This is a genomic window from Candidatus Pelagibacter sp. HIMB1485 (genome assembly GCF_052048055.1).
GTDB lineage: Bacteria > Pseudomonadota > Alphaproteobacteria > Pelagibacterales > Pelagibacteraceae > Pelagibacter.
Genome location: NZ_JBNAIN010000001.1, coordinates 97963 through 123165, shown reverse-complemented (window position 1 = coordinate 123165; position 25203 = coordinate 97963). Strand labels below are relative to the sequence as shown.

The following is a 25203-nucleotide window of genomic DNA, read 5'->3' as shown; positions in this document are numbered from 1 at the left end:
CTAATTGAATTTTGAAATCGAAAATAAAAGTATTTTTGCTTCAGACAATGGCAAAGGTATAGATAAAAACAAAGATACCATTGTTTTTCTTCATGGGAGTGGCTTATCTCATATTGTTTGGTCATTAAGTGAGCAATTTTTTTCAAATAATAATTTTAATGTATTATCTATTGATCTACCAGGACATGGAAATTCTGAGGGGCCATGTTTAAAGACTATTGAGGAAATTGCAGAATGGTTGGAACTTGTATTTGATGCCTTAGATCTTCAAAATTTAATTTTAGTTGGTCATTCACAAGGATGTTTAGAAATACTTGAGTATTCCCATAGATATAAAGATAGACTAAAAAAAATAGTCTTTGTAGGTGGATCTAATAAAATGCCTGTTCATCCTGATTTGATTGAGCTTGCAGAAAATGGAGATTCTGATGCAGTAAAGTTAATGATGAAGTGGGGATATGAAGGTTCAAAAAAATTTATAGGTGGAAATCCAGTTGAAAGAATTATTCAATCTCCAAAAGATATAAGTGAAATACTTGCTGTAGATCTTATAGCTTGTAATAATTACAAAAATGGTTCAACCGCAGCTGAATCTATCGAGGTTCCATCAATGTTTGTTTTTGGTTCTTTAGATAAAATGGTTAATTTAGAATCTGGAAAAAAATTCTCTCAATTGATTAAAAATTCAACTATTCATGTAATTGAAGGATGTGGGCATATGATTATGATTGAAAAAGCATTTGAAATGCGGGACAAGGTTTTAGATTTTTTAAATAAATGAAAAATTATTCAATAGCAAAATCTAGAAGACTCAGAAGTACACCTTATACTTCAAGAATAGAAAAACAAGGTGTAACAGCTTATACAATCTACAACCATATGTTGCTTCCAGCAGCCTTTGGATCTGTGGAAGACTCTTATCATCACTTAAAAGAACATGTTCAAATTTGGGATGTTGCAGCAGAAAGGCAAGTTGAAATTTCAGGAAAAGACTCAGCTAAATTAGTTCAATTAATGACTTGTAGAGATTTATCTAAATCTAAAGATGGTAGATGTTATTATTGTCCTATTATAGATGACCAAGGTGGATTAATTAATGATCCTGTAGTGCTGAGATTAAGTCAGGAGAAATGGTGGATATCCATTGCAGACTCTGATGTAATTTTATTTGCAAAAGGATTAGCAATTGGAAATAAATTTGATGTGAAAATCTTTGAACCAAATGTAGACATCATGGCTGTTCAAGGTCCAAAATCATTTAAGTTAATGGAAAAAGTATTTGGCGAAAAAATAACTAAATTGAAATTTTTTGGATTTGATTATTTTAATTTTGAAGGAGCTGACCATTTAATTGCACAATCAGGTTGGTCTAAGCAAGGTGGCTATGAAATTTATGTTCAAAATACTGAGTCTGGTCAAAAGTTATATGATCATTTATTTGAAGCTGGTAAAGAATTTAATGTTAAGCCTGGATGCCCTAATTTAATAGAGAGAATTGAAAGTGCTCTTCTATCATTTGGAAACGATATGGATAACAATGATAACCCGTTTGAGTGTGGTTTTGATAAGTATATTAACTTAGATAGTGATGCAAAGTTTTTGGGTAAGGAAAAATTAATCAAAATAAAAGAAGAAGGAATTACCAAAAAATTGATGGGTATAAAAATTGATATTAATGAAATCAGTGTAACAGGTTCTCTAGATTTGACAGATGAAAACAATAACCTAATTGGAGAATTAAGATCTGCTTGCTATTCACCTCACTTCAAAAAAGTAATTGGTATAGCTATGATGCAAAAAGGATACTGGAATCCTGAGCAAAATGTAAAAGTTGTTGTAAATGGACATAATTGCGCTGGAAAAGTTTGCGATTTACCTTTCATTTAGTATAACAACCCCATCATGAATATAGCTATAGTCGGAGCCACGGGCAATGTTGGAAGAAAAGTACTAGAAGTGCTTGAGAGGAAAAATTTGCCTATTTCAGAAATTTTTTTAGTTGCATCTGCAAGAAGTGCTGGTTCAAAAATTAATTTTAAAGGTAAAGAAATAGAAGTTGAAAATTTAGAGACTTTTGATTTTTCAAAAGCAAAAATTACTTTTTTTGCAGCGGGTGGAAAAATTTCAGAAGCTTATGCCTCAAAAGCAGCAAGTCACAGTATTGTAATAGATAATTCTAGTTTTTATAGAATGGACCCTGATGTTCCTTTAATTGTACCTCAAGTAAATGCGGATGACTTAAAAAATATAAAAAAAAATATTATTGCTAATCCTAATTGCTCAACTGCACAATTAGTCTTACCATTAAAACCAATCCATGATTTATTTAAAATAAAAAGAGTAGTTGTAGCTACATATCAATCAGTATCTGGTGGTGGTAAAGCACCAATGGATGAATTAGTAGAACAGACTAAGTTAGCACTAGAAAACAAAGCAATTGAATCAAAAAATTTTACAAAACAAATTTCATTTAATTTAATTCCACATATTGATGTATTTGCTGATGACGGATACACAAAAGAGGAATTAAAAATGACCAATGAGACTAAAAAAATTCTAGATCAAAATATTGAATTATCAGCAACTTGTGTAAGAGTACCAGTTTTAGTTTCTCATTCTGAAGCAGTAAATTTAGAATTAGAAAAAGAATTTACAATTGATCAAATTAAAGAATGTCTTGAAAAAATGGAAGGCTGTAAAGTTATTGATGAGAGACAAGATGGTGGATATTCAACACCACTTGAAGCGGCTGGAAAAGATGAGACATTCATTTCAAGAATTAGAGAAGATAAGACTAAAAAGAATTGCTTAAATATGTGGATTGTCTCAGACAATTTACTTAGAGGTGCAGCTTTAAATGCAGTTGAAATTGCCCAAACATTAATAAAAAATAACTTTTATGGAAAGTAAAAGACCTCTTTCTCCTCATATACAAATTTATAGATGGCACATATCCTCACTAGTATCTATTTCTCATAGAATAACTGGAATAATAAATATCTTAGCAATAACTTTAGTTTGCGTCTGGGTTTCTTGGCTAATTTTAGGAGAAACAAAATATGATTTGATAAACTTTTTTTTTAATTCATTTCTTGGAAAATTTGTTGCAATAGGGTTAACGTGGTCTTTTAGTTTTCAGATACTTAGTGAAATCCGACATATAATAATGGATATGGGTTATGGCTATGAACTGAAGACTACTCGTATAACAGGTTTGATGGTGATCTTTGGTTCATTGATTTTAACTATTTTATTTTACTTTATTGGAAAAAACTTTTTTTAATATGAATTTAGCTACAAAAAAATGGATGTTTTTAAAATTATCATCAATAATTTTAGTCCCTTTAATGTTTTGGTTTATAATTAATTTCATATCAGTTTATGATGGAGACTATTCTGAAGTAGTTAGTTTTTTTTCAAACAAAACAAATAAGTTTTTATTTAGTATATTTTTAATTTTTGCTTATTTTTTTTCTGCCCTAAGTATTAGTGAGGTTTTTGAGGACTATATTTCTAATGAAAAAACCAAATATGTCGCAAACAGACTTCTCTATATTTCTGCTATAATTATTCCATTATTAACAATAATAATTTTACTTAATCTAAAATAATGAGCGCTTATAATATTATAGATCATGAATATGATGTAGTTGTCTTAGGAGCTGGTGGATCTGGCTTGAGAGCCGCTGTTGGATTAAGCGAAGCTGGATTGAAAACAGCCTGTATTTCAAAAGTATTTCCAACTAGAAGCCACACTTCTGCTGCACAAGGAGGTATCTCAGCTGCACTTGGTAACATGGGAGAAGATGACTGGAGATGGCACATGTATGATACGGTTAAAGGTGCAGATTGGTTAGGTGATCAAGATAGCATTGAGTATTTATGTAAAGAAGCTCCAAAAGCTGTTTTAGAATTAGAAAAATATGGAGTTCCATTTAGTAGAACTGAAGAGGGAAAAATATATCAAAGACCTTTTGGTGGAATGACAAAAAATTATGGAAATGGAATTGTACAAAGAACATGTGCTGCTGCGGATAGAACTGGTCATGCAATTCTTCATACACTTTATGGACAAGCCTTAAAACATAACACTGAGTTTTTTATAGAATATTTTGCATTAGATCTTTTAATGAAAGATGGAGCGTGCAAGGGATTAATTGCATGGAATTTAAATGATGGAACAATCCATAGATTTAGAGCACATACTGTAATTATAGCTACAGGTGGATATGGGAAAGTCTATTATTCAGCTACATCTGCGCATACTTGCACTGGAGATGGAAATGCAATGGTATTAAGAGCTGGATTGCCTCTTCAAGATATGGAGTTTGTTCAATTTCATCCAACAGGAATTTATGGTCATGGCACGTTAATAACAGAAGGTGCTAGAGGTGAGGGTGGTTATCTAACTAACTCTAAGGGCGAAAGATTTATGGAAAGATATGCTCCAAATGCAAAAGATTTAGCATCAAGAGATGTTGTTAGTAGATCAATGTCTATTGAAATAAATGAAGGAAGAGGAGTTGGAAAAGATCAAGATCATGTTCATTTAAACTTAAGTCATTTAGATAAAGATATTATTGAAAGTAGACTTCCAGGAATTACTGATGCTGCAAGATTATTTGCAAATGTAGATGTAACTAAAGAGCCTATACCCGTTGTCCCAACAGTTCATTATAATATGGGTGGTATTCCAACAAATTACAAAGCAGAAGTTTTAACTGTTAATGGTTCAGAAAAAACTGTTCCAGGTCTGATGGCTATAGGAGAAGCAGCATGTGTATCTGTTCATGGTGCAAATAGACTTGGCTCTAATTCATTAATTGATTTAGTAGTGTTCGGAAGAGCAGCAGCAAAAAGAGCAGCAGAATTAGTTAAACCCGGAACTCCTCATGAAGAGTTACCTGAGTCTGAGACACAAAAATGTTTAGATAGATTTGATAAGTTAAGAAATGCAGATGGAAACAATAGTACCGCAGAACTTAGACTTTCAATGCAAAAAACAATGCAATCTAAATGTGCAGTATTTAGAACAGAAAAAAATTTAAAAGAAGGCGTTGATGATATTAGAAAAACTTATGATGGAATGGACTCTATTTCTGTTAAAGATAGATCTTTAGTATTTAATACTGATTTAGTTGAAACTTTAGAATTTGATAATTTAATTAGACAAGCAGTAACAACAGTAGAATCTGCATATCACAGAAAAGAAAGCAGAGGAGCTCATGCAAGAGATGATTATCCAAAAAGAGATGATGATAAATTTATGCAACATACTCTTGCTTGGTGTGATGGAAAAAATACAAAAATTAGTTATAGACCAGTCCACAAGTCAACTTTGACTAATGAAGTTCAATATTTTCCACCACAAGAGCGGGTATACTAATGGTACAATTGAATTTACCAAAAAATTCTGAAGTCAAAAAAGGTAAATATTTTAAAGATAAAACAGGCTCTAAAAATCTTAGAAGAGTAAATGTTTATAGATGGGACCCTTCTACTGAAGAAAATCCAAGAATTGATACTTATGAAGTTGATATGGATAATTGTCCTTCAAAAGTTTTAGATATTTTAAATAAAATTAAAAACGAAATTGACCCAACATTAGCTTATAGAAGATCTTGTGCTCATGGAGTTTGTGGTTCTTGTGCTATGAACATGGGTGGCAAAAATGGTTTAGCGTGCACAACTCCGCATTCGGAAATTGATGGAGATATAGACATATATCCGCTACCGCACTTGAAAGTTAAAAGAGATTTAATTGGAGATTTGGATGGTTTGTATAAACAGTATCAATCTATCGAACCTTGGTTAAAAAATAATTCAAAAAAAGAAACAACAGAAATTTATCAATCTCAAGAAGATAGAGCAAAACTTGATGGCGCTTATGAATGTATTATGTGTGCATGTTGTTCAACATCTTGCCCAAGTTATTGGTGGAATGGAGATAAATACTTAGGTCCAGCAGTCCTTCTACAAGCTTACAGATGGATCGTTGATAGTAGAGATGAAGAAAGAAAAGCAAGATTAAAAAAAGTTGCTGATGAATTAAAACTTTACAGATGTCATACTATTTTAAATTGTACAAATGCTTGTCCCAAAGGCCTAAATCCAGCAAAAGCAATTGCAGAAATAAAAAAAATGTTAGCTACGGCCAATGTTTAAATAGACTATTAAGTTTTTTTGATTTAAAAGACCGTATTCATGAAATTAATAGAGCACTTCGTTAATGGAAAAATAATTCCAGGTTCATCTGATAGAAAAGGAAAAGTATTTAATCCTGCAACAGGAGAACAAGAATCTGAGGTTAGACTTGCAAGTAAATCTGATTTAGATCAAGCTGTAGAAGCAGCCAAAAAAGCATTTGAAACTTGGTCTGCAAAACCTCCTTTACAAAGAGCAAGGATAATATTTAAATTTAAAGAATTAATAGAAAAAAACTCTGATGAGTTAACAAAGCTAATAGTATCAGAACATGGAAAAGTTTTTGAGGATGCTAGAGGTTCTTTAACAAGAGGGCTTGAGGTAGTTGAGTTTGCTTGTGGAATTCCTCATTTGTTAAAAGGTGAATATTCAGAAAATGTTGGAACAAATGTTGACAGTTGGTCAATGAGGCAACCTTTAGGGGTAGTAGCTGGAATTACTCCATTTAATTTTCCAGCAATGGTACCAATGTGGATGTTTCCAATAGCAATTGCTTGTGGAAATACATTTATATTAAAACCTTCAGAAAAAGATCCTTCATGTCCACTTAGATTAGCAGAGTTACTTAGTGAAGCTGGATTGCCTGAGGGAGTATTTAACGTAGTTAATGGCGACAAAGAAGCTGTTGATGCAATTTTAGAAAATAAAGATATTAAAGCTGTAAGCTTTGTTGGATCCACTCCAATTGCAAAATATATCTACGAAAATTCAGCTAAAAATGAAAAAAGAGTACAAGCACTTGGAGGTGCAAAAAATCACTTAGTAGTCATGCCAGATTGTGATTTGGATGGTGCAGTAAATGGATTGATGGGTGCAGCTTACGGATCTGCAGGTGAGAGATGTATGGCTCAATCTGTTGCTGTTGCTGTTGGAGATATTGGTGATGAACTAGTTTCAAGACTTTCAAAAAAAGCAGAGGCCTTAAAAGTAGGACCTGGTATGGACAAAACTTCAGAGATGGGACCTCTGGTTACAAAAGAACATTTAGAAAAAGTAAAAAGTTATGTTGATTTAGGAGTTGAAGAAGGTGCTAAATTAGTTGTCGATGGAAGAAACTTAAAACTTCAAGGTTATGAAAACGGATTTTATATAGGTGGTTGTTTATTTGATCACGTTAATAAAGACATGAGAATTTATAAAGAAGAAATTTTTGGTCCAGTTCTATCTGTAGTTAGAGTTAAAACTTTTGAAGAGGCTGCAAAACTAATCAATGATCATGAATATGGAAACGGAGTAAGTATTTATACTAGAGATGGTGATGCAGGCAGAACATTTGCTAGTAAAATTCAAGTAGGAATGGTTGGTATCAATGTTCCAATTCCAGTTCCTATGGCCTTTCATAGTTTTGGTGGTTGGAAAAGATCATTATTTGGAGATAGCGGCATGCATGGCATGGAAGGAATAAAATTCTATACTAAAATTAAAACTGTAACATCACGATGGCCTTCAGGTGTGCGTACAAACGCAGAATTTGTAATGCCAACAATGAAATAAGAGGAAATAAATGAAAAAAATATCTTTAATTGGCGCAGGCCAAATAGGTGGAACACTAGCACATTTAATTGGAATAAAGGAGCTTGTTGATGAAGTTGTTTTATTTGACGTAGCAAGTGGAATAGCTAAAGGAAAGGCTTTAGATATAGCTCAATCATCATCAGTTGATGGATTTAATGTAAAATTATCAGGTACAGACGATTATAAAGATATTAAAGATTCTGATGTTATCATAATTACAGCAGGAGTTCCTAGAAAGCCAGGAATGAGTAGAGATGACCTTCTTGGTATAAATTTAAAAATTATTAAACAGGTAGCTCAAGGCGTAAAAGAAAATGCACCGAACGCCTTCGTAATTTGTATCACCAACCCTTTAGATGTGATGGTTATGGCGTTTCAAAAGTTTTCAGGTTTGCCTGCAAATAAAGTTGTCGGCATGGCAGGAATTTTAGATAGCTCAAGATTTAAACTGTTTTTATCATTAGAGTTTGGTGTGCCTGTAAGAGAGATTGAAGCAATGGTTATGGGTGGTCATGGAGATACTATGGTTCCAATGCCAAGATTTACAAAAGTATCTGGCAAACCTTTATTGGATCTTGTGAAAGAGGGAAAGATTTCTCAAGAGAGAGTTGAAGAAATTAATCAAAGAACTAGAGACGGTGGAGCAGAAATCGTCAAGTATTTAGAAAAAGGTTCTGCTTTTTATGCACCAGCAGCATCGGGAGTTCAAATGGCTGAATCGTATTTAAAAGATGAAAAAAAATTATTACCTTGCGCAGTGCAGTTAAATGGTGAGTACGGGGTAGAAAATGTTTATGCTGGAGTACCAGTTGTAATTGGTAAAAACGGAGTTGAGAAAATTGAAGTAGTGGATTTAGATGAAAAAGAAAATAAAGAGTTTATGCACTCTATTGATGCTGTAAAAGCTCTTTGGGAAGCTGCTTCTAAAATAGATCCAGATCTTTCAAAATAATAATGAACATTCACGAGCACCAAGCAAAAGAAATTTTAAAGAAATATGGAGCAATAGTTCCAGCAGGATTTTTTTCAACAAGTGTTGATGACTTGATTGAAAAAGCAAAAAATTTAAAAACTGAAAAGTATGTTTTAAAGGCCCAAATTCACGCTGGTGGCAGAGGTAAAGCTGGAGGAGTTAAAATTCTTAATACACTTGAGGAATTAAAAAATTCAGCAAATGAGTTGCTTGGAAAAACACTTGTAACCCATCAAACAGGACCAGAAGGAAGAGAAGTTAAGCGATTATATGTTGAAGTATCCTCTAATATAGAAAAAGAATTCTATTTATCATGTTTAGTTGATAGAGCGAGCTCAAAGATTGCATTTATTTCAAGTGATCAAGGTGGAATGGATATCGAAGAAGTAGCAAGCTCAAATCCAGAAAAAATTATTACAACTAAAGTTGATATGGCAGAAGAAATATCAGATGCAGATTGTGAGTCAGTAATTAAAATTTTTGATTTAAACAGTGATGCAAAAGATCAAGCAATTTTACTAATCAAATCGATTTATAAAATGTTTATTAGTACAGATGCTAATATGGTTGAGGTAAATCCTTTAATTTTAACAAAGGAGGGAAAAATTGTTTGTTTAGATGCGAAAGTTAATTTCGACTCTAACGCATTATTTAGACACCCTGAAATACTAGAATTAAGAGATCTAAATGAAGAAGATCCAACTGAGATTGAAGCCAGCAAACATGATTTAGCTTATATCAAGTTAGATGGAAGTATTGGATGTATGGTTAATGGCGCAGGTCTAGCAATGGCAACTATGGACATCATCAAATTATACGGCAAAGAACCAGCTAATTTCTTAGATGTAGGAGGTGGAGCCTCAAAAGAAAAAGTTTCTGCAGCATTTAAAATCATTCTTTCAGACAAAAATGTTAAGGGAATTTTGATAAATATTTTTGGAGGAATAATGAGATGCGATGTGCTTGCACAAGGAGTAGTGGACGCTGCAAAAGAAATTAATATTAGCGTACCTTTGGTAGTTCGACTCGCAGGGACAAATTTTAAAGAGGGAAAAGAAATTTTAGATAATTCGGGTTTAAAATTAATTTCAGCAGAGAATTTAGATGATGCTGCTAAAAAAATTGTTGAGGCTATTAAATAAATGTCAGTTTTAGTTAATAAGGAAACTAAAGTAATTTGTCAGGGTTTTACAGGTGCACATGGAACATTTCATTCAGAGCAAGCAATAAAATATGGAACAAATTTAGTAGGAGGTGTTACTCCTAAAAAAGGAGGTCAAAAGCATTTAGATAGACCCGTATTTAATTCTGTGGCTGAAGCTAAAGATGCAGTTGGGGCAGATGCCACTATGATTTATGTGCCTGCAAAATTTGCTGCCGCAGCAATTATAGAAGCTATCGATGCATCTGTTGAATTAATTGTTTGCATTACTGAAGGTATCCCAATTCAAGATATGCTTAAGGTTAGAAAAAAATTAGATGGGTCTAATAGCAGACTTATAGGTCCAAATTGTCCAGGAATTATAACTCCAGATGAATGTAAAATTGGAATTATGCCTGGTAATATTCATAAAAGAGGTTCAGTTGGAATTGTATCTAGATCTGGAACTTTAACCTACGAAGCGGTTGCTCAAACAACTGAAAATGGATTAGGGCAATCAACATGTATCGGAATTGGAGGAGATCCTATAAATGGTACTAATTTTATAGATTGTTTAGATCTGTTTTTAAATGATGAAGAGACACAATCAATTTTAATGATTGGAGAGATAGGAGGTTCTGCTGAAGAGGAAGCTGCAGAATTTTTGAAAAACCATAAGATTAAAAAACCAACAGTTGGATTTATAGCTGGAATTACCGCGCCACCAGGGAGAAGAATGGGGCATGCAGGTGCAATTATTTCTGGAGGTAAAGGTGGTGCAGAGGATAAAATAAAAAAAATGGAAGAATGTGGAATTACAGTCGCAAAATCACCATCAATAATTGGTAAAACTTTATTTGATAAACTGTCTAATTGAAAAATATTTTTTAGAGGGATATATTAAATAAATAAGATGTCATCATCAAAAAATCTCGATTTCGAAAAAAATTCATTTTTACATAAATCAAATAGTGCATTCATTGAGCAAATGTACTTAAAATTTATTAACAAAGATAAAGATCTACCTGAAAGTTGGTTAAATTATTTTGAAGGAATCGGTGATGAAATAAAAGTAATTGCTAATGAAATAAATGGACCGTCATGGGGACCAGAAAAGACCAAAATAAATATTGATGAGCTTCAAAAGAAAATAGATGAAAATGAAATTACTAATTTAAATAATGAAAAAATAGATACTTCAGAAAAATTTAATTTTCAATTACTTGCAGATTCTAACAAAGATTCAATAAGTGCAGTTGCGTTAATCAGAGCTTACAGATTAAGGGGGCATTTGTTAGCTGATCTTGATCCTTTGGGAATGAGAGAATCTGAATATTTAGATGAACTTCATCCAGAGTTTTATGGTTTTAAGAAAGAAAACTATGAAAGAAAAATTTTCTTAAACGGCGTGATAAATAAAAAGTATGCCAATATTAAAGAAATTTTAAAATTTATGAAAAAAACCTATTGTGGAAAAATAGGTTATGAGTTTATGCACATTTCTAATCCTGATGAAAGAAAATGGTTTAGAGATAGAATTGAGCAAGATGATAAAGCTCTTCAGTTTACTAAAAATGGTAAGGAAGCAATTCTAAATAAATTAGTTCAAGCAGAAGGTTTTGAAAAATTTTTAGCAACTAAGTATGTTGGTACAAAAAGATTTGGATTAGATGGAGGAGAAAGTTTAATTCCTGCACTTGAGCAAATAATTAAAATTGGTGGTCAACAACAAATTAAAGAGGTTAAAATTGGAATGTCTCATAGAGGCAGACTAAATGTTTTGGCTAACGTTTTACAAAAATCTTATAAAAGAATATTTAATGAATTTGCTGGTGAATATAGTGATGACTCTGAGGATAGTGCTGGAGATGTAAAATATCATCTTGGTGCATCTTCTGACAGACAATTTGATGGAAATTCTGTTCATGTTAGTTTGACAGATAATCCATCTCACCTTGAAGCAGTAAATCCTGTCGTTTTAGGACAAACTAGAGCAAAACAATTTTTTCATAAAGACAAAGAGAGAAACAAAGTTATCCCAATACTAATTCATGGTGATGCTGCATTTGCTGGTCAGGGTGTGGTAGCAGAATGTTTTGCTATGTCAGGTCTACCAGGACATAACACTGGTGGAACTATTCATATAATTGTAAATAATCAAATTGGTTTTACAACGAGTCCTCGATTTGCAAGATCGTCACCTTATCCTTCTGATGTTGCAAAAATGGTTGAGGCTCCAATTTTACATGTTAATGGAGACGATCCAGAGGCAGTTGTTTATGCTACCAGAATAGCTACAGAATTCAGATTAAAATTTAATAGAGACGTTGTAGTAGATTTAATTTGTTACAGAAGGTTTGGTCATAATGAGGGAGATGAGCCATCGTTTACTCAGCCATTGATGTATCAAAAAATTAAATCTCACCCAAGTGTATATAAAATTTATGGGAATAAACTGGTTAATGAAAAATCAATTACTCAAGAATTATTAAATCAAAATGTTAAATCATTTAAAGATTTATTAGATGATCAATATAAAAGTGCAAAAGACTACAAGCCTAAAATAGAATGGTTTGAGGGTACATGGTCAAGATATAAACCTGAGAAAGGAAAAGATAAAAGAGGAATATCAGGTTTTGATGAGGAGAAATTAAAAATAATTTCAAAAAAAATAAATACAGTACCATCAGAAAAAAATATTCATAAAACTATTAGTAAAATATTAAATGCGAGAAGAGACTCGATTGAAAAAGGAGTGGGAATTGATTGGTCTTCAGCAGAAGCTCTTGCGTTTGGATCTTTGTTAGTTGAAGGATATCCAGTTCGTTTAGTTGGACAAGACTCTGGTAGAGGAACTTTTAGTCAAAGACATTCTGTACTAAGAAATCAAATTGATAATTCGAGATATATTCCATTAAATAATATTGTCAAAGGTCAAAAACAATTTGAAGTAGTAGATAGTTTTTTATCTGAACTTGCAGTTTTAGGTTTCGAATATGGTTACAGTTTAGTTGAACCAAACACTCTAACAATTTGGGAAGCTCAATTTGGAGATTTTGCAAATGGAGCTCAAGTTGTGATTGATCAGTTTATAGCATCAGGTGAGAGAAAATGGAATAGAGCATCAGGCCTTGTAATGTTGTTACCTCATGGATACGAAGGTCAAGGTCCTGAACATTCATCTGCTAGATTAGAAAGATTTTTACAGTTATGTTCAAACGACAATATGCAAGTTATGAATTGTACAACTCCAGCCAATTATTATCATGCATTAAGACGTCAAATGCATAGAGATTTTAGAAAACCACTAATTATAATGACTCCAAAGTCATTACTCAGAAATAAATACTGTGTTTCTAACTTAGAGGATTTTAACAAACAAAATACTTTCCATAGAGTTTTGTGGGATCATGCGATCGATCCAAAATCAAATGGTTTTATTAAACTTAAAGAAAGCTCTGAGATTAAAAAAGTTATTTTGTGCTCAGGCAAAGTTTACTTTGACTTACTTGATGCTAGAGAAAAATTAAAAAGAGATGATGTAATTATGTTTAGAATAGAACAACTTTATCCTTTCCCAGCAAAAGCTTTAGTAAACGAACTTAAACCTTATGCCAAAAATGCTAAATTCTTTTGGTGTCAAGAAGAGCCAAAGAATATGGGAGCATGGTTTTCAGTGAGAGATTATATTCAATGGACATTAGATACTTTAAAGGCTAAATATAATGAAATTTCTTATATAGGAAGAAGCCCTGATGCAACTCCAGCAACTGGATATGCAAAGAGGCATAATTCTCAGCAACAAGAAATAATTAATAAGGTGTTTGATTAAATTATAATGAGTGAAAAAATAGTAGTTCCAGTACTTGGTGAGAGTATTACAGAAGCAACGGTTGCAAAATGGTTAAAAAAAACTGGAGATGCAGTTGAAGCTGATGAACCAATTGTAGAACTTGAAACTGACAAAGTTAATTTAGAAGTCCCATCACCAATAACTGGTGTTTTAACAGAAATTAATTCACAAGATGGCTCCACAGTGGAAGTTGGAGCTTTATTAGGTTCTGTTTCAGAAAATGGTTCAGCAAAAGTGATACCAACTGAAAAAAAAGAGGAACCCAAACAAGTTGAAGAAGCTCCTCCTGAAAACAATGTAATAAAATTAGATACAAATAAAAAAGAACCAGAAATTTTTGAAGATAAAAAAACAGAAATTCAAAAACCTAAGCCCTTAGTTTTGACTGAGGAAGTAGCACCAAAACCAGCGCCAGTAATAGATAATAAAAATGATACCTTGTCTCCTGCTGTCAGAAAAATTGTTACTGAAAATAATATTGATGTTAATTCAGTTCAAGGTTCAGGAAAAAATGGTCAGGTTTTAAAAGGAGATTTAATTGGTCTAATGGGAGCAAATCCAAAACCATCAGAGAGAAAAATTCAATATGGTCAAGAAGAACGAATTAAAATGACCAGACTAAGGCAAACAATTGCTAAGAGATTAAAACAAGCTCAAGAAAATGCTGCATTACTTACAACTTTTAATGAAGTTGATATGACAAATATAATGGAAATGAGAAAAGAAAATCAACAAGACTTTCAAAGTAGATATGGAATTAAATTAGGCTTCATGTCATTCTTTGTTAAAGCATGTGTAGTGGCCTTGAAACATTTCCCTGCTGTTAATGCTGAAATTGATGGCGATGAAATTATATATAAAAACTATTATAATATTAGTTTTGCTGTAGGTACGGATAAAGGTTTAGTTGTTCCAGTTTTAAGAAATGCAGATGAGCTTTCATTTGCAGATATTGAAAAAAATATCAAAGATATTTCTGAAAAAGCTAGAGATGGAAAATTAACAATTGAAGATTTACAAGGAGGAACATTTACTATCAGTAATGGTGGTGTGTATGGATCAATGTTATCAACTCCAATTCTAAACTTACCTCAATCTGGTGTTCTAGGTATGCACAACATTGTAGAGCGCCCTGTGGTAGTAGAAGGTGAAATAAAAATAAGACCTATCATGTATTTAGCTCTTTCTTATGATCACAGAATTATTGATGGTAAAGAATCTGTTTCTTTCTTAAAAATGATTAAAGAAAATCTAGAAGATCCTAGAAGATTATTTTTGGATATTTAAATGTCAGAAAAATTTCAAGCTGTAGTTATTGGAGGAGGGCCTGGTGGTTATGTTTGTGCAATTAGGCTTGCACAATTAGGTTTAAAAACAGCATGTATAGAGTCCAGAGGTTCACTAGGAGGAACTTGCTTAAATGTTGGCTGTATACCCTCAAAAAGTTTATTAAATCTTTCTGAAGAATTTCATAAAGTAAAAAATTTATCTAATAAGGGTATCGAGATAGGTGAGGTGAAACTTAACCTTGAAAAGATGATGAAAAGTAAAGATAAAGCTGTAACAATATTGACTAAAGGTGTTGAATTTCTTTTAAAAAAAAACAAAGTTACTTATTTTAAAGGTCACGGAAGCTTTAAATCAAAAAATCAAATTTTAATTAAAGATGATAAGAATAATGAGACAATTATTGAGTCAGAAAAAACAGTAATAGCAACCGGATCTGTACCAGTTTCATTACCTGGAATTGATATTGATGAAAAAGTAATTGTTTCCTCTACAGGGGCCTTAAAATTAGAAAAAGTACCAAATAAAATGGTTGTGGTTGGAGGTGGCTACATTGGTTTAGAGATGGGTTCAGTTTGGTCAAGATTAGGTTCAGAAGTCCAGGTCGTAGAATTCTTAGATCATATTACACCTGGAATGGATAAAGAAATTTCATCTGAGTTTATGAAAATTTTAAAAAAACAAGGCATTAAATTTAATATGCAAAACAAAGTTGAAACAATTCAGAAAAATAACAACGGAGCAGTTGTTTCAACAGTAGATAAAGATGGCAATAAAAACAATTTTGAATGTGATGTGGTGTTAATTTCTGTTGGTAGAAAGCCAAATACGGATGGACTAAATTTAGATGCAGTAGGAATTGATTTAGACGAAAGAAAAAGAATAAAAACTGACAAAACTTTTAAAACAAATGTCGAAAATATTTTTGCTATTGGTGATGTAATATCTGGACCAATGCTTGCTCATAAAGCTGAAGATGAAGGAATCGCAGTTGCAGAAAATATTGCAGGACAATCTGGACATGTTAATTATGATACAATACCTGGTGTTGTGTATACTACTCCAGAAGTTGCATCTATAGGAAAAACAGAAGAACAATTAAAAGAACTTAATCAAAAGTATAAAGTCGGTAAATTTTCATTTATGGCAAATTCTAGAGCTAAAGCAATTGATGATGCTGAGGGATTTGTAAAAATATTAGCAGATGAGCAAACAGACAAAGTATTAGGAGCTCATATTATAGGCCCTCATGCAGGAGAGTTAATTGCTGAAATAGGTGTAGCTATGGAATTTGGTGCAAGTTCAGAAGATATAGCAAGAACATGTCATGCGCATCCAACTTTTTCTGAAGCAGTTAAAGAAGCTGCATTATCAGTAGATAAAAGAGCAATACACTCTTAATTTTTTTTCATATTATAAAAATATGAAATTTCCGATTCTTTTACCTAATATTTTTGATCATCCATTTACTTATGAAAGTAGTATTGATCTTAAATTAGGAGACTATGTGGAAGTTCCTTTTGGCAAATCAAAAATTACAGGTGTAGTTTGGGACGAATTTGAAAAAAATAGCAACAAAACATTTAAAATAAAAAAAGTTTTGAGGAAGTTAGATGTGACTCCTCTAAAAAAAAATACTATTAAATTTTTAAACTGGTTTTCAGAGTACAATATTATTCCAAAAGGAATGGCTCTAAAGCTTATTTTGTTAAGTAGTCATGCAATAGAAAATAAGGAGCTAAGTTCTTACAATAATTTTAAAAGTGAGATTAAAAATACATCTATAAAATTAACCAAAGATCAAATCAAAGCATATGAAGAAATGGTAAGCACTAACCAAAATTTTAGAGTGCACGTATTACAAGGGACAACAGGATCAGGTAAAACTCTTGTATATTTTGAAGCTTTAAAAAACCTTATAAAACAAGGATATCAGGGGTTAATTCTTTTACCTGAAATAGGTTTAACAGGTCAATTTGAAAAAAAATTTAATGAATATTTTGGTTTTAACGCAGCAGTGTGGCACTCAGGAGTTTCAAAAAAAAAGAAAGAATTAATTTGGAGTGGAATATCTAATGGAGAAGTTAAAGCAATTATAGGTGCAAGATCGTCATTATTTTTACCTTTTAAAAATCTAGGTATGATAATTGTAGATGAGGAGCACGATCAATCATTCAAACAAGATGAGGGTGTAACTTATAATGCACGAGATATGGCAATCTCTAGAGCTTCATTTGAAAATATACCAGTTAATTTAATTACAGCCGTTCCATCAATTGAAACTTTTGAAAATATTCAAAAAGGAAAATATTCCTTATCAAGACTTACAGAGAGATATAAAAATGCTTCATTACCAAATTACGAAATTATAGATCTTAATAAAACCAAACTTGAAAAACAATCGTGGTTATCAGATAAAATAATCGAAAAAGTAAATTTTCACCTTGAGAGAAAAGATCAGGTTTTATTTTTTTTAAATAGAAGAGGTTTTTCACCTCATGCGTTGTGCAAAAATTGTTTAACTAGCTATTCTTGTCCAAATTGTACTATCAACCTTGTTTATCATAAAAATAAAAAAAATTTATTATGTCACTATTGTGGTTTTAAAACTGATTTAAAAAGAGATTGCTCAAAAGAGGGTGAATGTAATTTTGTCTTTAGTGGACCTGGTGTAGAGAGGATATCTGAGGAAGTTAAAAAAAAATTTCCTAATAAGGAAGTTGAAATTTTTTCAAGTGATACAATGAATAAAAAAGACTCATCAAGTAAATTAGAAAGAATTATAAATAATCAAACTGAAATATTAGTTGGTACACAATTAATTTCTAAAGGATTTCACTTTCCAAGTTTAAATTGTATTGTTGTTGTTGATATTGATTTATCAGCTAACGGAAATGATTTAAGAGGAGCTGAAAAAAATTTGCAGTTATATCATCAGTTATCAGGAAGAGCTGGAAGAACAGGAAAACCTGCAACAGTATATTTTCAAACCTATAACAATAATAAAAATATGATTTTAGAAATTACAAATAAAAATCCTGATATATTTTTAAAAAGAGAACTAGAAATTAGAAAAAAAAATAAACTTCCACCTTATCAAAGATTTATTTCTCTGATTATGACTGGTGAAAATCAAAAAAAATTAGAAAAAGAGGCTTATGACTTTAAAAATTATTTAGAAAATAAAATTGAGGGAAATATATTGGGTCCAGTTGAGGCTCCTATATTTAGACTAAAAAGAAATTTTAGGGTCAGATTTTTAATTAGAGGTTCAAAATCTATGAAACTACAAAATGCTATTGCAAAATCAGTTCCAAAATACAAATTTTCTAAAGGAATAAAACTTTCAGTTGATGTTGATCCAATTAACTTCAATTAGGCCCAAAAAAGAGGACTTTTTCATCAATCAGTCACTTGAAGACATAAAGGTCATATGCTAATTAGAGCGTGATTTTTAAATAATCTTCAACATTTTAGAGGTATCAAGTTGAGCAAAGACACAGGATTTTCAATTACTTCAGCAGAAAGGTATTCACTTGCGCTTTATGAATTATCTACTGAAAGCAATGTTACATCCCAAATAGAAGAGCAGTCACTCTCAGTTCTAAAATTGTTAGAACAAAGCCAAGATTTTTCAAATTTAATAAAAGATCCAACTACAAGCCAAGATGATTTATTAAAAGTAGTTAATACAATCTCAGAAAATTATAAATTTGATCAATTGTTAAAAAATTTTTTAAGTTTTTTAATTCAAAAGAGAAGGTTCTTTTTTGTAGAAAGAATTCTTAAAAGTTTCATCGAGATCTGTTCGGAAAAAAGGGGAGAACTAAAAGCCGAATTAAGATCTGCTAAACAATTATCTAATGAAGAAATTAAACAAATTACGGAAGAATTAACTAAAAACTTTAGTTCAAAAATAAAATTAAACTACAAACATGATGAAAGTTTAATAGGAGGTTTAGTAGTACAGGTAGGGAGTACTATGGTTGATACCTCAATTAAAAGTAAATTACAACAAATCGAAAATAGAATGATAGAGGCATAAATGGAAATAAATCCTTCAGAAGTTACAAAAATATTAAAAGAACAAATAAAAAATTTTGGAGATAAAGCAGAAGTTACTGAGGTAGGTCAAGTTTTATCGGTTGGTGATGGTATCGCTAGAATTTACGGTCTTGACAATGTTCAGGCTGGAGAGATGGTTGAATTTTCTGATGGCTCTAAAGGTATGGCCCTAAACTTAGAGAGCGAAAACGTTGGTGTTGTAATTTTTGGTGATGACAGAAATGTTAAAGAAGGTGATGTTGTAAAAAGAACTGGAAAAATTGTTGATACGCCAGTTGGAAAAGAGTTACTAGGTAGAGTAGTCGATGGTTTGGGAAATCCAATTGATGGCAAGGGTGCATTAGATAAAAGTGTACAAAAGAGCAGAGTAGAGGTTAAGGCTCCTGGAATTATCCCTAGACAATCAGTTAATGAACCAATGCAAACTGGTTTAAAATCAATTGATAGTTTGGTTCCAATCGGAAGAGGACAAAGGGAATTAATTATTGGTGATAGACAAACAGGAAAAACTGCTGTTGCAGTTGATGCAATCATAAACCAAAAAAAGATCAATGAATCAGGCGACGAAAAACAAAAATTATATTGTATTTATGTTGCTGTAGGTCAGAAAAGATCAACTGTTAGACAAATTCAAAAAACTTTAGAGGAAGCTGGTGCAATGGAATACACAACAATTGTTGCTGCAACAGCATCAGACTCAGCACCGCTTCAGTTTTTAGCTCCATATACTGGTTGTGCTATGGGTGAATATTTCAGAGATAATGGAATGCACGCGTTGATTATTTACGATGATTTATCAAAACAAGCAGTTGCTTACAGACAAATGTCACTTTTACTTAGAAGACCTCCAGGACGTGAGGCTTATCCAGGTGATGTATTCTATTTACATAGTAGATTATTAGAAAGAGCTGCAAAATTGAGTGATGAACATGGAGGAGGATCTTTAACAGCACTTCCAATTATTGAAACTCAAGGTGGAGACGTATCTGCATTTATTCCAACAAATGTAATTTCAATTACGGATGGTCAGATTTTCTTAGAAACTGAATTATTCAACCAAGGAATTAGACCTGCAATTAATGTTGGTTTATCAGTTTCAAGGGTAGGTTCATCTGCACAAACTAAAGCGATGAAAAAAGTTTCAGGATCTATGAAACTTGAGCTTGCTCAATATAGAGAAATGGCAGCATTTGCTCAATTTGGTTCAGATTTAGATGCTTCTACTCAACAGTTATTGAATAGAGGATCAAAATTAACTGAGCTTTTAAAACAAAAGCAATATTCTCCAATGACAGTTGCTGAACAAGTAATTTCGGTTTTCTGTGGTGTTAAAGGATATCTTGATGATATCGATTTAAAAGATGTTGCAGGTTTTGAAAGTAAAATCATTGAGAAATGTAAATCAGAAAAACCTGAGATTATTGAGTCGATACAAAGTTCAGGAAAACTTGAAGAGGATAAAGAAAAGTTATTAGTTGAACTGATTACTCAATTAAAGGAAACTCTTAAATCTTAATTTGATATGGCAAGTTTAGACGACCTAAAAAAAAGAATAGCCAGTGTAAAATCTACACAAAAGATTACTAAGGCTATGAAAATGGTTGCAGCTGCAAAATTAAGAAAAGCACAAGAAAGTGCTGAAAAAGGACGACCTTATTCAGAAAAAATGAACAATGTAATTTTAAACCTTTCTAGTGGAATTTCAGATAAAGAAAATGCACCAAAGTTATTAGCTGGTACAGGACAAGACAAAGTTCATCTTTGTGTTGTAATGACATCAGATAGAGGTCTATGTGGTGGGTTTAATTCCAACATAATTAAGAAAGCAAAAAGTTACTTTTCTAAAATTTTAGATGAGAATAAAGAGCTTAAAATTATCACTGTAGGTTCAAAAGGCAATGACCAGCTTAAGAGAATTTATGGTGACAAAATAATTGAAAATATTTCATTTAAAGAATCGAAAAATGCAAATTATTTTGATGCAGATAAAGTAGGAAAAATTATTATTGAAAAATTTGAAGCAGGTGAATTTGATGTTTGTACAATTTTTTACAATAAATTTAAAAATGTAATTACACAAATCCCACAGGCTCAACAAATAATTCCTTTAAATGATGAGGGAAGTGAAAATAGTTCAGATGAAAGTTACGAATTTGAACCAGATGAAGATGAAATTTTAAGCAATTTGTTGCCAAAAAATATTTCAACACAAATATTTAAGGCAATGTTAGAGAATTCAGCTAGCGAACAAGGATCCAGAATGAGTGCAATGGATAATGCAACCCGAAACGCAGGTGAAATGGTTGACAAACTTACTATCGAATATAATAGAAGTCGTCAGGCAGCAATTACTAAAGAACTAATAGAAATCATATCAGGAGCAGAAAGTTTATAATTATGAGCAAAGGAATAATCACACAAGTTATTGGAGCGGTAGTAGACGTAAAATTTGAAGGAGAATTACCGGAAATTTTAACAGCATTAGAATGTAAAAATGGTGACAATAGATTGGTTTTAGAGGTTGCTCAGCACTTAGGAGAAACTACTGTAAGAACTATTGCAATGGATGCTACTGAAGGATTAAAAAGAGGAGATGAAGTTGTAAATACGAATGCTCCTATTCAGGTACCTGTTGGACCAGAAACACTAGGTAGAATTATTAATGTAATTGGTGAGCCAATTGACGAAAGAGGTGAGGTCAAAACTAAAGAAAGCTGGCCTATTCACAGAGCTGCACCTGAATTTAATGATCAATCGACTGAAACTGAAATATTAGTTACTGGTATTAAAGTTATCGACTTATTAGCACCATATGCCAAAGGAGGAAAAATTGGACTATTTGGAGGTGCTGGTGTTGGTAAGACAGTTTTAATTATGGAATTGATTAACAACGTTGCAAAAGCACATGGTGGATTTTCAGTTTTTGCTGGAGTTGGAGAAAGAACTAGAGAAGGGAATGATCTTTACCATGAGATGATGGAATCTGGAGTAATCAAGCAAGATGGCCCAGGTTCTAAAGCTGCATTGGTTTATGGACAAATGAATGAACCTCCAGGAGCAAGAGCAAGGGTTGCTTTAACTGGATTAACAGTTGCAGAATATTTTAGAGATCAAGAAGGACAAGACGTTTTATTCTTCGTTGATAATATTTTTAGATTTACTCAAGCTGGTTCAGAGGTATCTGCTTTATTAGGTAGAATTCCTTCAGCTGTAGGATATCAGCCTACATTAGCTACTGATATGGGTAATCTTCAAGAAAGAATTACAACAACAAACAAAGGATCAATTACTTCTGTGCAAGCGATTTATGTTCCAGCTGATGACTTGACTGATCCAGCACCTGCAACATCATTTGCTCACTTGGATGCTACTACTGTACTTTCAAGACAAATAGCTGAAATTGGTATTTATCCTGCAGTAGACCCATTAGATTCTACTTCAAGAATTCTAGATCCAAGAATAGTTGGTGATGAGCACTATAGAGTTGCGAGAGATGTACAAAGAATTTTACAATCTTATAAATCACTTCAGGATATTATTGCTATCCTTGGTATGGATGAATTGTCTGAGGAAGATAAATTAGTTGTAGCAAGAGCAAGAAAGATTCAAAGATTTTTATCTCAACCATTCTTTGTTGCTGAAGTATTTACAGGTTCACCAGGAAAATTAGTTGATCTTGAATCTACAATCAAAGGATTTGATGCAATCTGTAAGGGTGAATATGATCACTTGCCAGAAGCAGCTTTTTATATGGTCGGTACAATTGAAGAGGCTATTGAAAAAGCTCAAAAAATGGAAAAAGAAGCTGCAGCTTAATGAGCGAAGAATTTAAAATTGAGATAGTAAATCCCGAAAAATCTTTTTTAGTTAAAGAAGATGTATCGGAAGTAGTAGTACCTGCTTTTGAGGGAGAAATGGGGATATTAAAAGATCACATTTCAATTATCTCATTTTTAAAACCAGGTATTATTAAAGTAAGTTCAAAATCTGGTGATGAAAATTATTATGTTGAGGATGGTATAGTAGAGTTTAAAAATAATAATTTATCTATTCTAACAAGCTCAATTTATAATTTGTCTGATATGGATAAATCTGTTCAACAGGATTTACTGAAAAAAGCTGAAGAAGAGGCAGGGAAGTCAGATATTAATGATCAAGCTAAATATTTAGTAGATCAAAAAATTGAAGTTTTAAAAACTCTTAATTAAGAATTTTTTTTACTTTATCTTTAACTTCTTTGTAAACGTGTAGTTTAAAATCAACCACTAAGTCTGTGATTTTGTCTAGCTCTATCCATTTCCACTCTAAAAACTCAGGGTGTTTAGTTTTGATATTTATTTCACTATCTGACCCGACAAATCTCATTAAAAACCATTTTTGTTTTTGACCTCTGTACTTTCCTTTCCAAATCAAACCAAGCAATCTATCTGGAAGTTCATAAGTTATAGTCCCATCTAATTCTTTTATTAATTCAACATTTTTAATACTGGTCTCTTCTTCAAGTTCTCTGTAAGCAGCTTTTAAAAAATCCTCACCCTCATCTACACCACCTTGAGGCATTTGCCAAAAATTTTTAGGGTTATCTATTCTTTTGGCAACAAACACTTTGTTCTCTTTATTTAACACAACAATTCCTACTCCACTTCTTAGTGGAAGATTATCTAAATTTTTTTTCATTTTATCCGTTGAGTAATTTAATTGCGTAATTTAGTTGATTATCAGTGTCAGTTCTTATTTTAAAATCATCACCTTCCTCATTCACTTCAATGTCTGGACGTACACCAACCTCAGATATAGATTTTCCAGATGGAAGATAATATTTTGCAACAGTTAAACGTATTGCACCTCTATTTTTAAGAGGAATAATAGATTGAACTGAACCTTTGCCATAACTGTTCTCACCTACAACAATTGCTCTTTTGTGGTCTTTTAAAGCTCCTGCAACAATTTCTGATGCTGAAGCTGATCCATAATTTATCAGTACTAATAATGTTTTTCCGTCAGTTATGTCTCCTTTTTTTGCAAACCATTTTCTATTATCAGATTTTTTTCTACTTTTAGTGGAGACAATTTCACCATTTTCTAAAAAGAAATCAGATATTCTTATTGCTTGGTTTAGTAATCCACCTGGATTATTTCTTAAATCCAAAATAAATGAATTAAGATTTTTATTTTTTTTTAATTTCTTTATTTGTTTTTCTATTTGATCACTACTGTTTTCATTAAATGAAGTTAATCTAATATAGCCAATATTTTCCTCTAATAACTCTGACTTAACTGATTGAATTTCAATTATTTCTCTAGTGATATTAAATGTTAATGCTTTTTTTTCTCCTCTTCGTCTAACTGTTAACTCTATACTTGAACCTACTGGACCTCGCATTAAATCAACAGCTTCACTTAGAGATTTCCCTTGAACTTGGGTATCATTAATTTTCACAATGTAATCACCAGCTTTTAATCCAGCTTTTGACGCTGGTGTGTCGTCAATAGGTGAAATAACTTTAACAACTCCTGCTTCCATACTTACCTCAATTCCAAGGCCACCAAATTCACCGCTAGTTTCAGTTTGCATTTCCTCCAGAATTTCAGGAGACATATAAGAGGAATAAGGGTCTAAAGATTGAAGTAAGCCATTGATAGCAGAGTCCATGCTCTCAGATTGATTGATCTCATCAATATATTCTCTATTTATTTTTTCTAAAACCTCACCAAATAAATCTATTTTTTTGTAAATATCTACTTCAGAAGAGTTTGCTGAACTTAAATAAAAAAATGATAACAAAATAATTGAGTAATATTTAATTATTTTCATATCATTACTTTTTCTTTAGGAATAAATTCTGACCAGATTTTTTCTAATTCATAAAATTTTCTTTTCTCTGGATGAAAAATATGAACGATTAGATCTATACCGTCTACCAATTTCCATTCACCACTTTCTTTACCCTCAATTTTAGAGTCTTTAATTCCATTATCTTTAAGTTTTTCTAACACTTGTTCAGATAAAGACTGTATATGTCTAGATGATGTACCGCTTGCTATTATCATATAATCTGCCATCGAACTTTTATCTTTTAGATCAATAGTTACTATGTCTTCAGCTTTGTTAAGATCTAATGTGGTGATTACAATTTCTTTGAGATCTGAAATTTTATCCATTAA

General features: G+C 31.9%; 23 protein-coding genes. 20 read left to right on the top strand and 3 right to left on the bottom strand.

The features are described from left to right. The first annotated feature begins 4 nt into the window (after positions 1 to 4). The 20 genes from ACTTA4_RS00645 (at position 5) to atpC (ending at position 23246) form a co-directional block, all read left to right on the top strand. A complete protein-coding gene (locus ACTTA4_RS00645; RefSeq protein WP_440633087.1) occupies positions 5 to 781 on the top strand; it encodes an alpha/beta fold hydrolase in 777 nt (258 codons plus the stop codon). Then, positions 778 to 1887 (top strand): dimethylsulfoniopropionate demethylase, encoded by a 1110-nt coding sequence (locus tag ACTTA4_RS00640; RefSeq protein ID WP_440633086.1) that lies wholly within the window; start codon positions 778 to 780, stop codon positions 1885 to 1887. Before ACTTA4_RS00645 ends, ACTTA4_RS00640 begins: the two co-directional genes overlap by 4 nt. Before the next feature lie 15 nt (positions 1888 to 1902). Beyond that, positions 1903 to 2910 (top strand): aspartate-semialdehyde dehydrogenase, encoded by a 1008-nt coding sequence (locus ACTTA4_RS00635; RefSeq protein ID WP_440633085.1) that lies wholly within the window; start codon positions 1903 to 1905, stop codon positions 2908 to 2910. Next, positions 2900 to 3283, top strand: coding sequence for a succinate dehydrogenase, cytochrome b556 subunit (sdhC, locus tag ACTTA4_RS00630; protein ID WP_440633084.1), 384 nt, complete (start codon positions 2900 to 2902; stop codon positions 3281 to 3283). The genes ACTTA4_RS00635 and sdhC overlap by 11 nt, the downstream gene beginning before the upstream one ends. A gap of 1 nt (position 3284) precedes the next feature. Next, the gene (gene sdhD / locus ACTTA4_RS00625) at positions 3285 to 3611 is read left to right on the top strand and encodes a succinate dehydrogenase, hydrophobic membrane anchor protein (RefSeq protein ID WP_440633083.1); all 327 of its coding nucleotides are present in this window, start codon (positions 3285 to 3287) and stop codon (positions 3609 to 3611) included. After that, the gene (gene sdhA / locus ACTTA4_RS00620; protein ID WP_440613691.1) at positions 3611 to 5386 is read left to right on the top strand and encodes a succinate dehydrogenase flavoprotein subunit; all 1776 of its coding nucleotides are present in this window, start codon (positions 3611 to 3613) and stop codon (positions 5384 to 5386) included. Before sdhD ends, sdhA begins: the two co-directional genes overlap by 1 nt. Further along, positions 5386 to 6165 carry a succinate dehydrogenase iron-sulfur subunit gene (locus ACTTA4_RS00615; RefSeq protein ID WP_262589896.1) on the top strand — a complete coding sequence of 260 codons (780 nt, stop codon included), beginning with the start codon at positions 5386 to 5388 and terminating at the stop codon, positions 6163 to 6165. The genes sdhA and ACTTA4_RS00615 overlap by 1 nt, the downstream gene beginning before the upstream one ends. A gap of 39 nt (positions 6166 to 6204) precedes the next feature. After that, positions 6205 to 7698, top strand: a complete 1494-nt coding sequence (locus ACTTA4_RS00610; RefSeq protein ID WP_440633082.1) for a CoA-acylating methylmalonate-semialdehyde dehydrogenase — start codon at positions 6205 to 6207, stop codon at positions 7696 to 7698. 10 nt (positions 7699 to 7708) lie between these two features. After that, entirely contained in the window at positions 7709 to 8671 is a 963-nt protein-coding gene (gene mdh / locus ACTTA4_RS00605) for a malate dehydrogenase (RefSeq protein WP_440633081.1), read from the top strand. Between the two features lie 2 nt (positions 8672 to 8673). Beyond that, positions 8674 to 9834 (top strand): ADP-forming succinate--CoA ligase subunit beta, encoded by a 1161-nt coding sequence (gene sucC, locus ACTTA4_RS00600; protein ID WP_440633080.1) that lies wholly within the window; start codon positions 8674 to 8676, stop codon positions 9832 to 9834. Continuing rightward, positions 9835 to 10710: a succinate--CoA ligase subunit alpha gene (gene sucD, locus ACTTA4_RS00595; RefSeq protein ID WP_075506079.1), complete on the top strand. Its 876-nt coding sequence runs from the start codon at positions 9835 to 9837 to the stop codon at positions 10708 to 10710. Between the two features lie 36 nt (positions 10711 to 10746). Next, positions 10747 to 13665: a 2-oxoglutarate dehydrogenase E1 component gene (locus tag ACTTA4_RS00590; RefSeq protein ID WP_075506078.1), complete on the top strand. Its 2919-nt coding sequence runs from the start codon at positions 10747 to 10749 to the stop codon at positions 13663 to 13665. Positions 13666 to 13671: 6 nt separating this feature from the next. Then, positions 13672 to 14973: a 2-oxoglutarate dehydrogenase complex dihydrolipoyllysine-residue succinyltransferase gene (gene odhB / locus ACTTA4_RS00585; RefSeq protein WP_262589891.1), complete on the top strand. Its 1302-nt coding sequence runs from the start codon at positions 13672 to 13674 to the stop codon at positions 14971 to 14973. Beyond that, on the top strand, positions 14974 to 16374 hold the full coding sequence (lpdA, locus tag ACTTA4_RS00580; RefSeq protein ID WP_440633079.1) for a dihydrolipoyl dehydrogenase: 1401 nt from the start codon (positions 14974 to 14976) through the stop codon (positions 16372 to 16374). It abuts the gene before it with no gap. A 22-nt stretch (positions 16375 to 16396) separates the two neighbouring features. Then, entirely contained in the window at positions 16397 to 18352 is a 1956-nt protein-coding gene (priA, locus tag ACTTA4_RS00575) for a replication restart helicase PriA (protein WP_440633078.1), read from the top strand. A gap of 108 nt (positions 18353 to 18460) precedes the next feature. Next, positions 18461 to 19018: an ATP synthase F1 subunit delta gene (gene atpH / locus ACTTA4_RS00570; protein ID WP_075506074.1), complete on the top strand. Its 558-nt coding sequence runs from the start codon at positions 18461 to 18463 to the stop codon at positions 19016 to 19018. Next, positions 19019 to 20554 carry a F0F1 ATP synthase subunit alpha gene (gene atpA, locus ACTTA4_RS00565; RefSeq protein WP_262589886.1) on the top strand — a complete coding sequence of 512 codons (1536 nt, stop codon included), beginning with the start codon at positions 19019 to 19021 and terminating at the stop codon, positions 20552 to 20554. It begins immediately after the preceding gene. A gap of 6 nt (positions 20555 to 20560) precedes the next feature. Next, entirely contained in the window at positions 20561 to 21433 is an 873-nt protein-coding gene (locus ACTTA4_RS00560) for a F0F1 ATP synthase subunit gamma (RefSeq protein WP_075506072.1), read from the top strand. Between the two features lie 2 nt (positions 21434 to 21435). Next, positions 21436 to 22854, top strand: a complete 1419-nt coding sequence (atpD, locus tag ACTTA4_RS00555) for a F0F1 ATP synthase subunit beta (protein ID WP_262589885.1) — start codon at positions 21436 to 21438, stop codon at positions 22852 to 22854. Further along, positions 22854 to 23246: an ATP synthase F1 subunit epsilon gene (gene atpC / locus ACTTA4_RS00550; RefSeq protein ID WP_440633077.1), complete on the top strand. Its 393-nt coding sequence runs from the start codon at positions 22854 to 22856 to the stop codon at positions 23244 to 23246. Before atpD ends, atpC begins: the two co-directional genes overlap by 1 nt. On the opposite strand, the gene ACTTA4_RS00545 is transcribed toward atpC, so the two are convergent. The 3 genes from ACTTA4_RS00545 to rsfS are packed head-to-tail and all read right to left on the bottom strand — an operon-like array spanning position 23239 to position 25200. Next, positions 23239 to 23715 carry an RNA pyrophosphohydrolase gene (locus tag ACTTA4_RS00545; protein WP_440633076.1) on the bottom strand — a complete coding sequence of 159 codons (477 nt, stop codon included), beginning with the start codon at positions 23713 to 23715 and terminating at the stop codon, positions 23239 to 23241. The two genes, atpC and ACTTA4_RS00545, sit on opposite strands and share 8 nt — an antisense overlap. A gap of 1 nt (position 23716) precedes the next feature. Continuing rightward, on the bottom strand, positions 23717 to 24853 hold the full coding sequence (locus ACTTA4_RS00540; protein WP_440633075.1) for a S41 family peptidase: 1137 nt from the start codon (positions 24851 to 24853) through the stop codon (positions 23717 to 23719). Beyond that, on the bottom strand, positions 24850 to 25200 hold the full coding sequence (rsfS, locus tag ACTTA4_RS00535) for a ribosome silencing factor (protein WP_075506496.1): 351 nt from the start codon (positions 25198 to 25200) through the stop codon (positions 24850 to 24852). The genes ACTTA4_RS00540 and rsfS overlap by 4 nt, the downstream gene beginning before the upstream one ends. Positions 25201 to 25203: the final 3 nt, after the last annotated feature.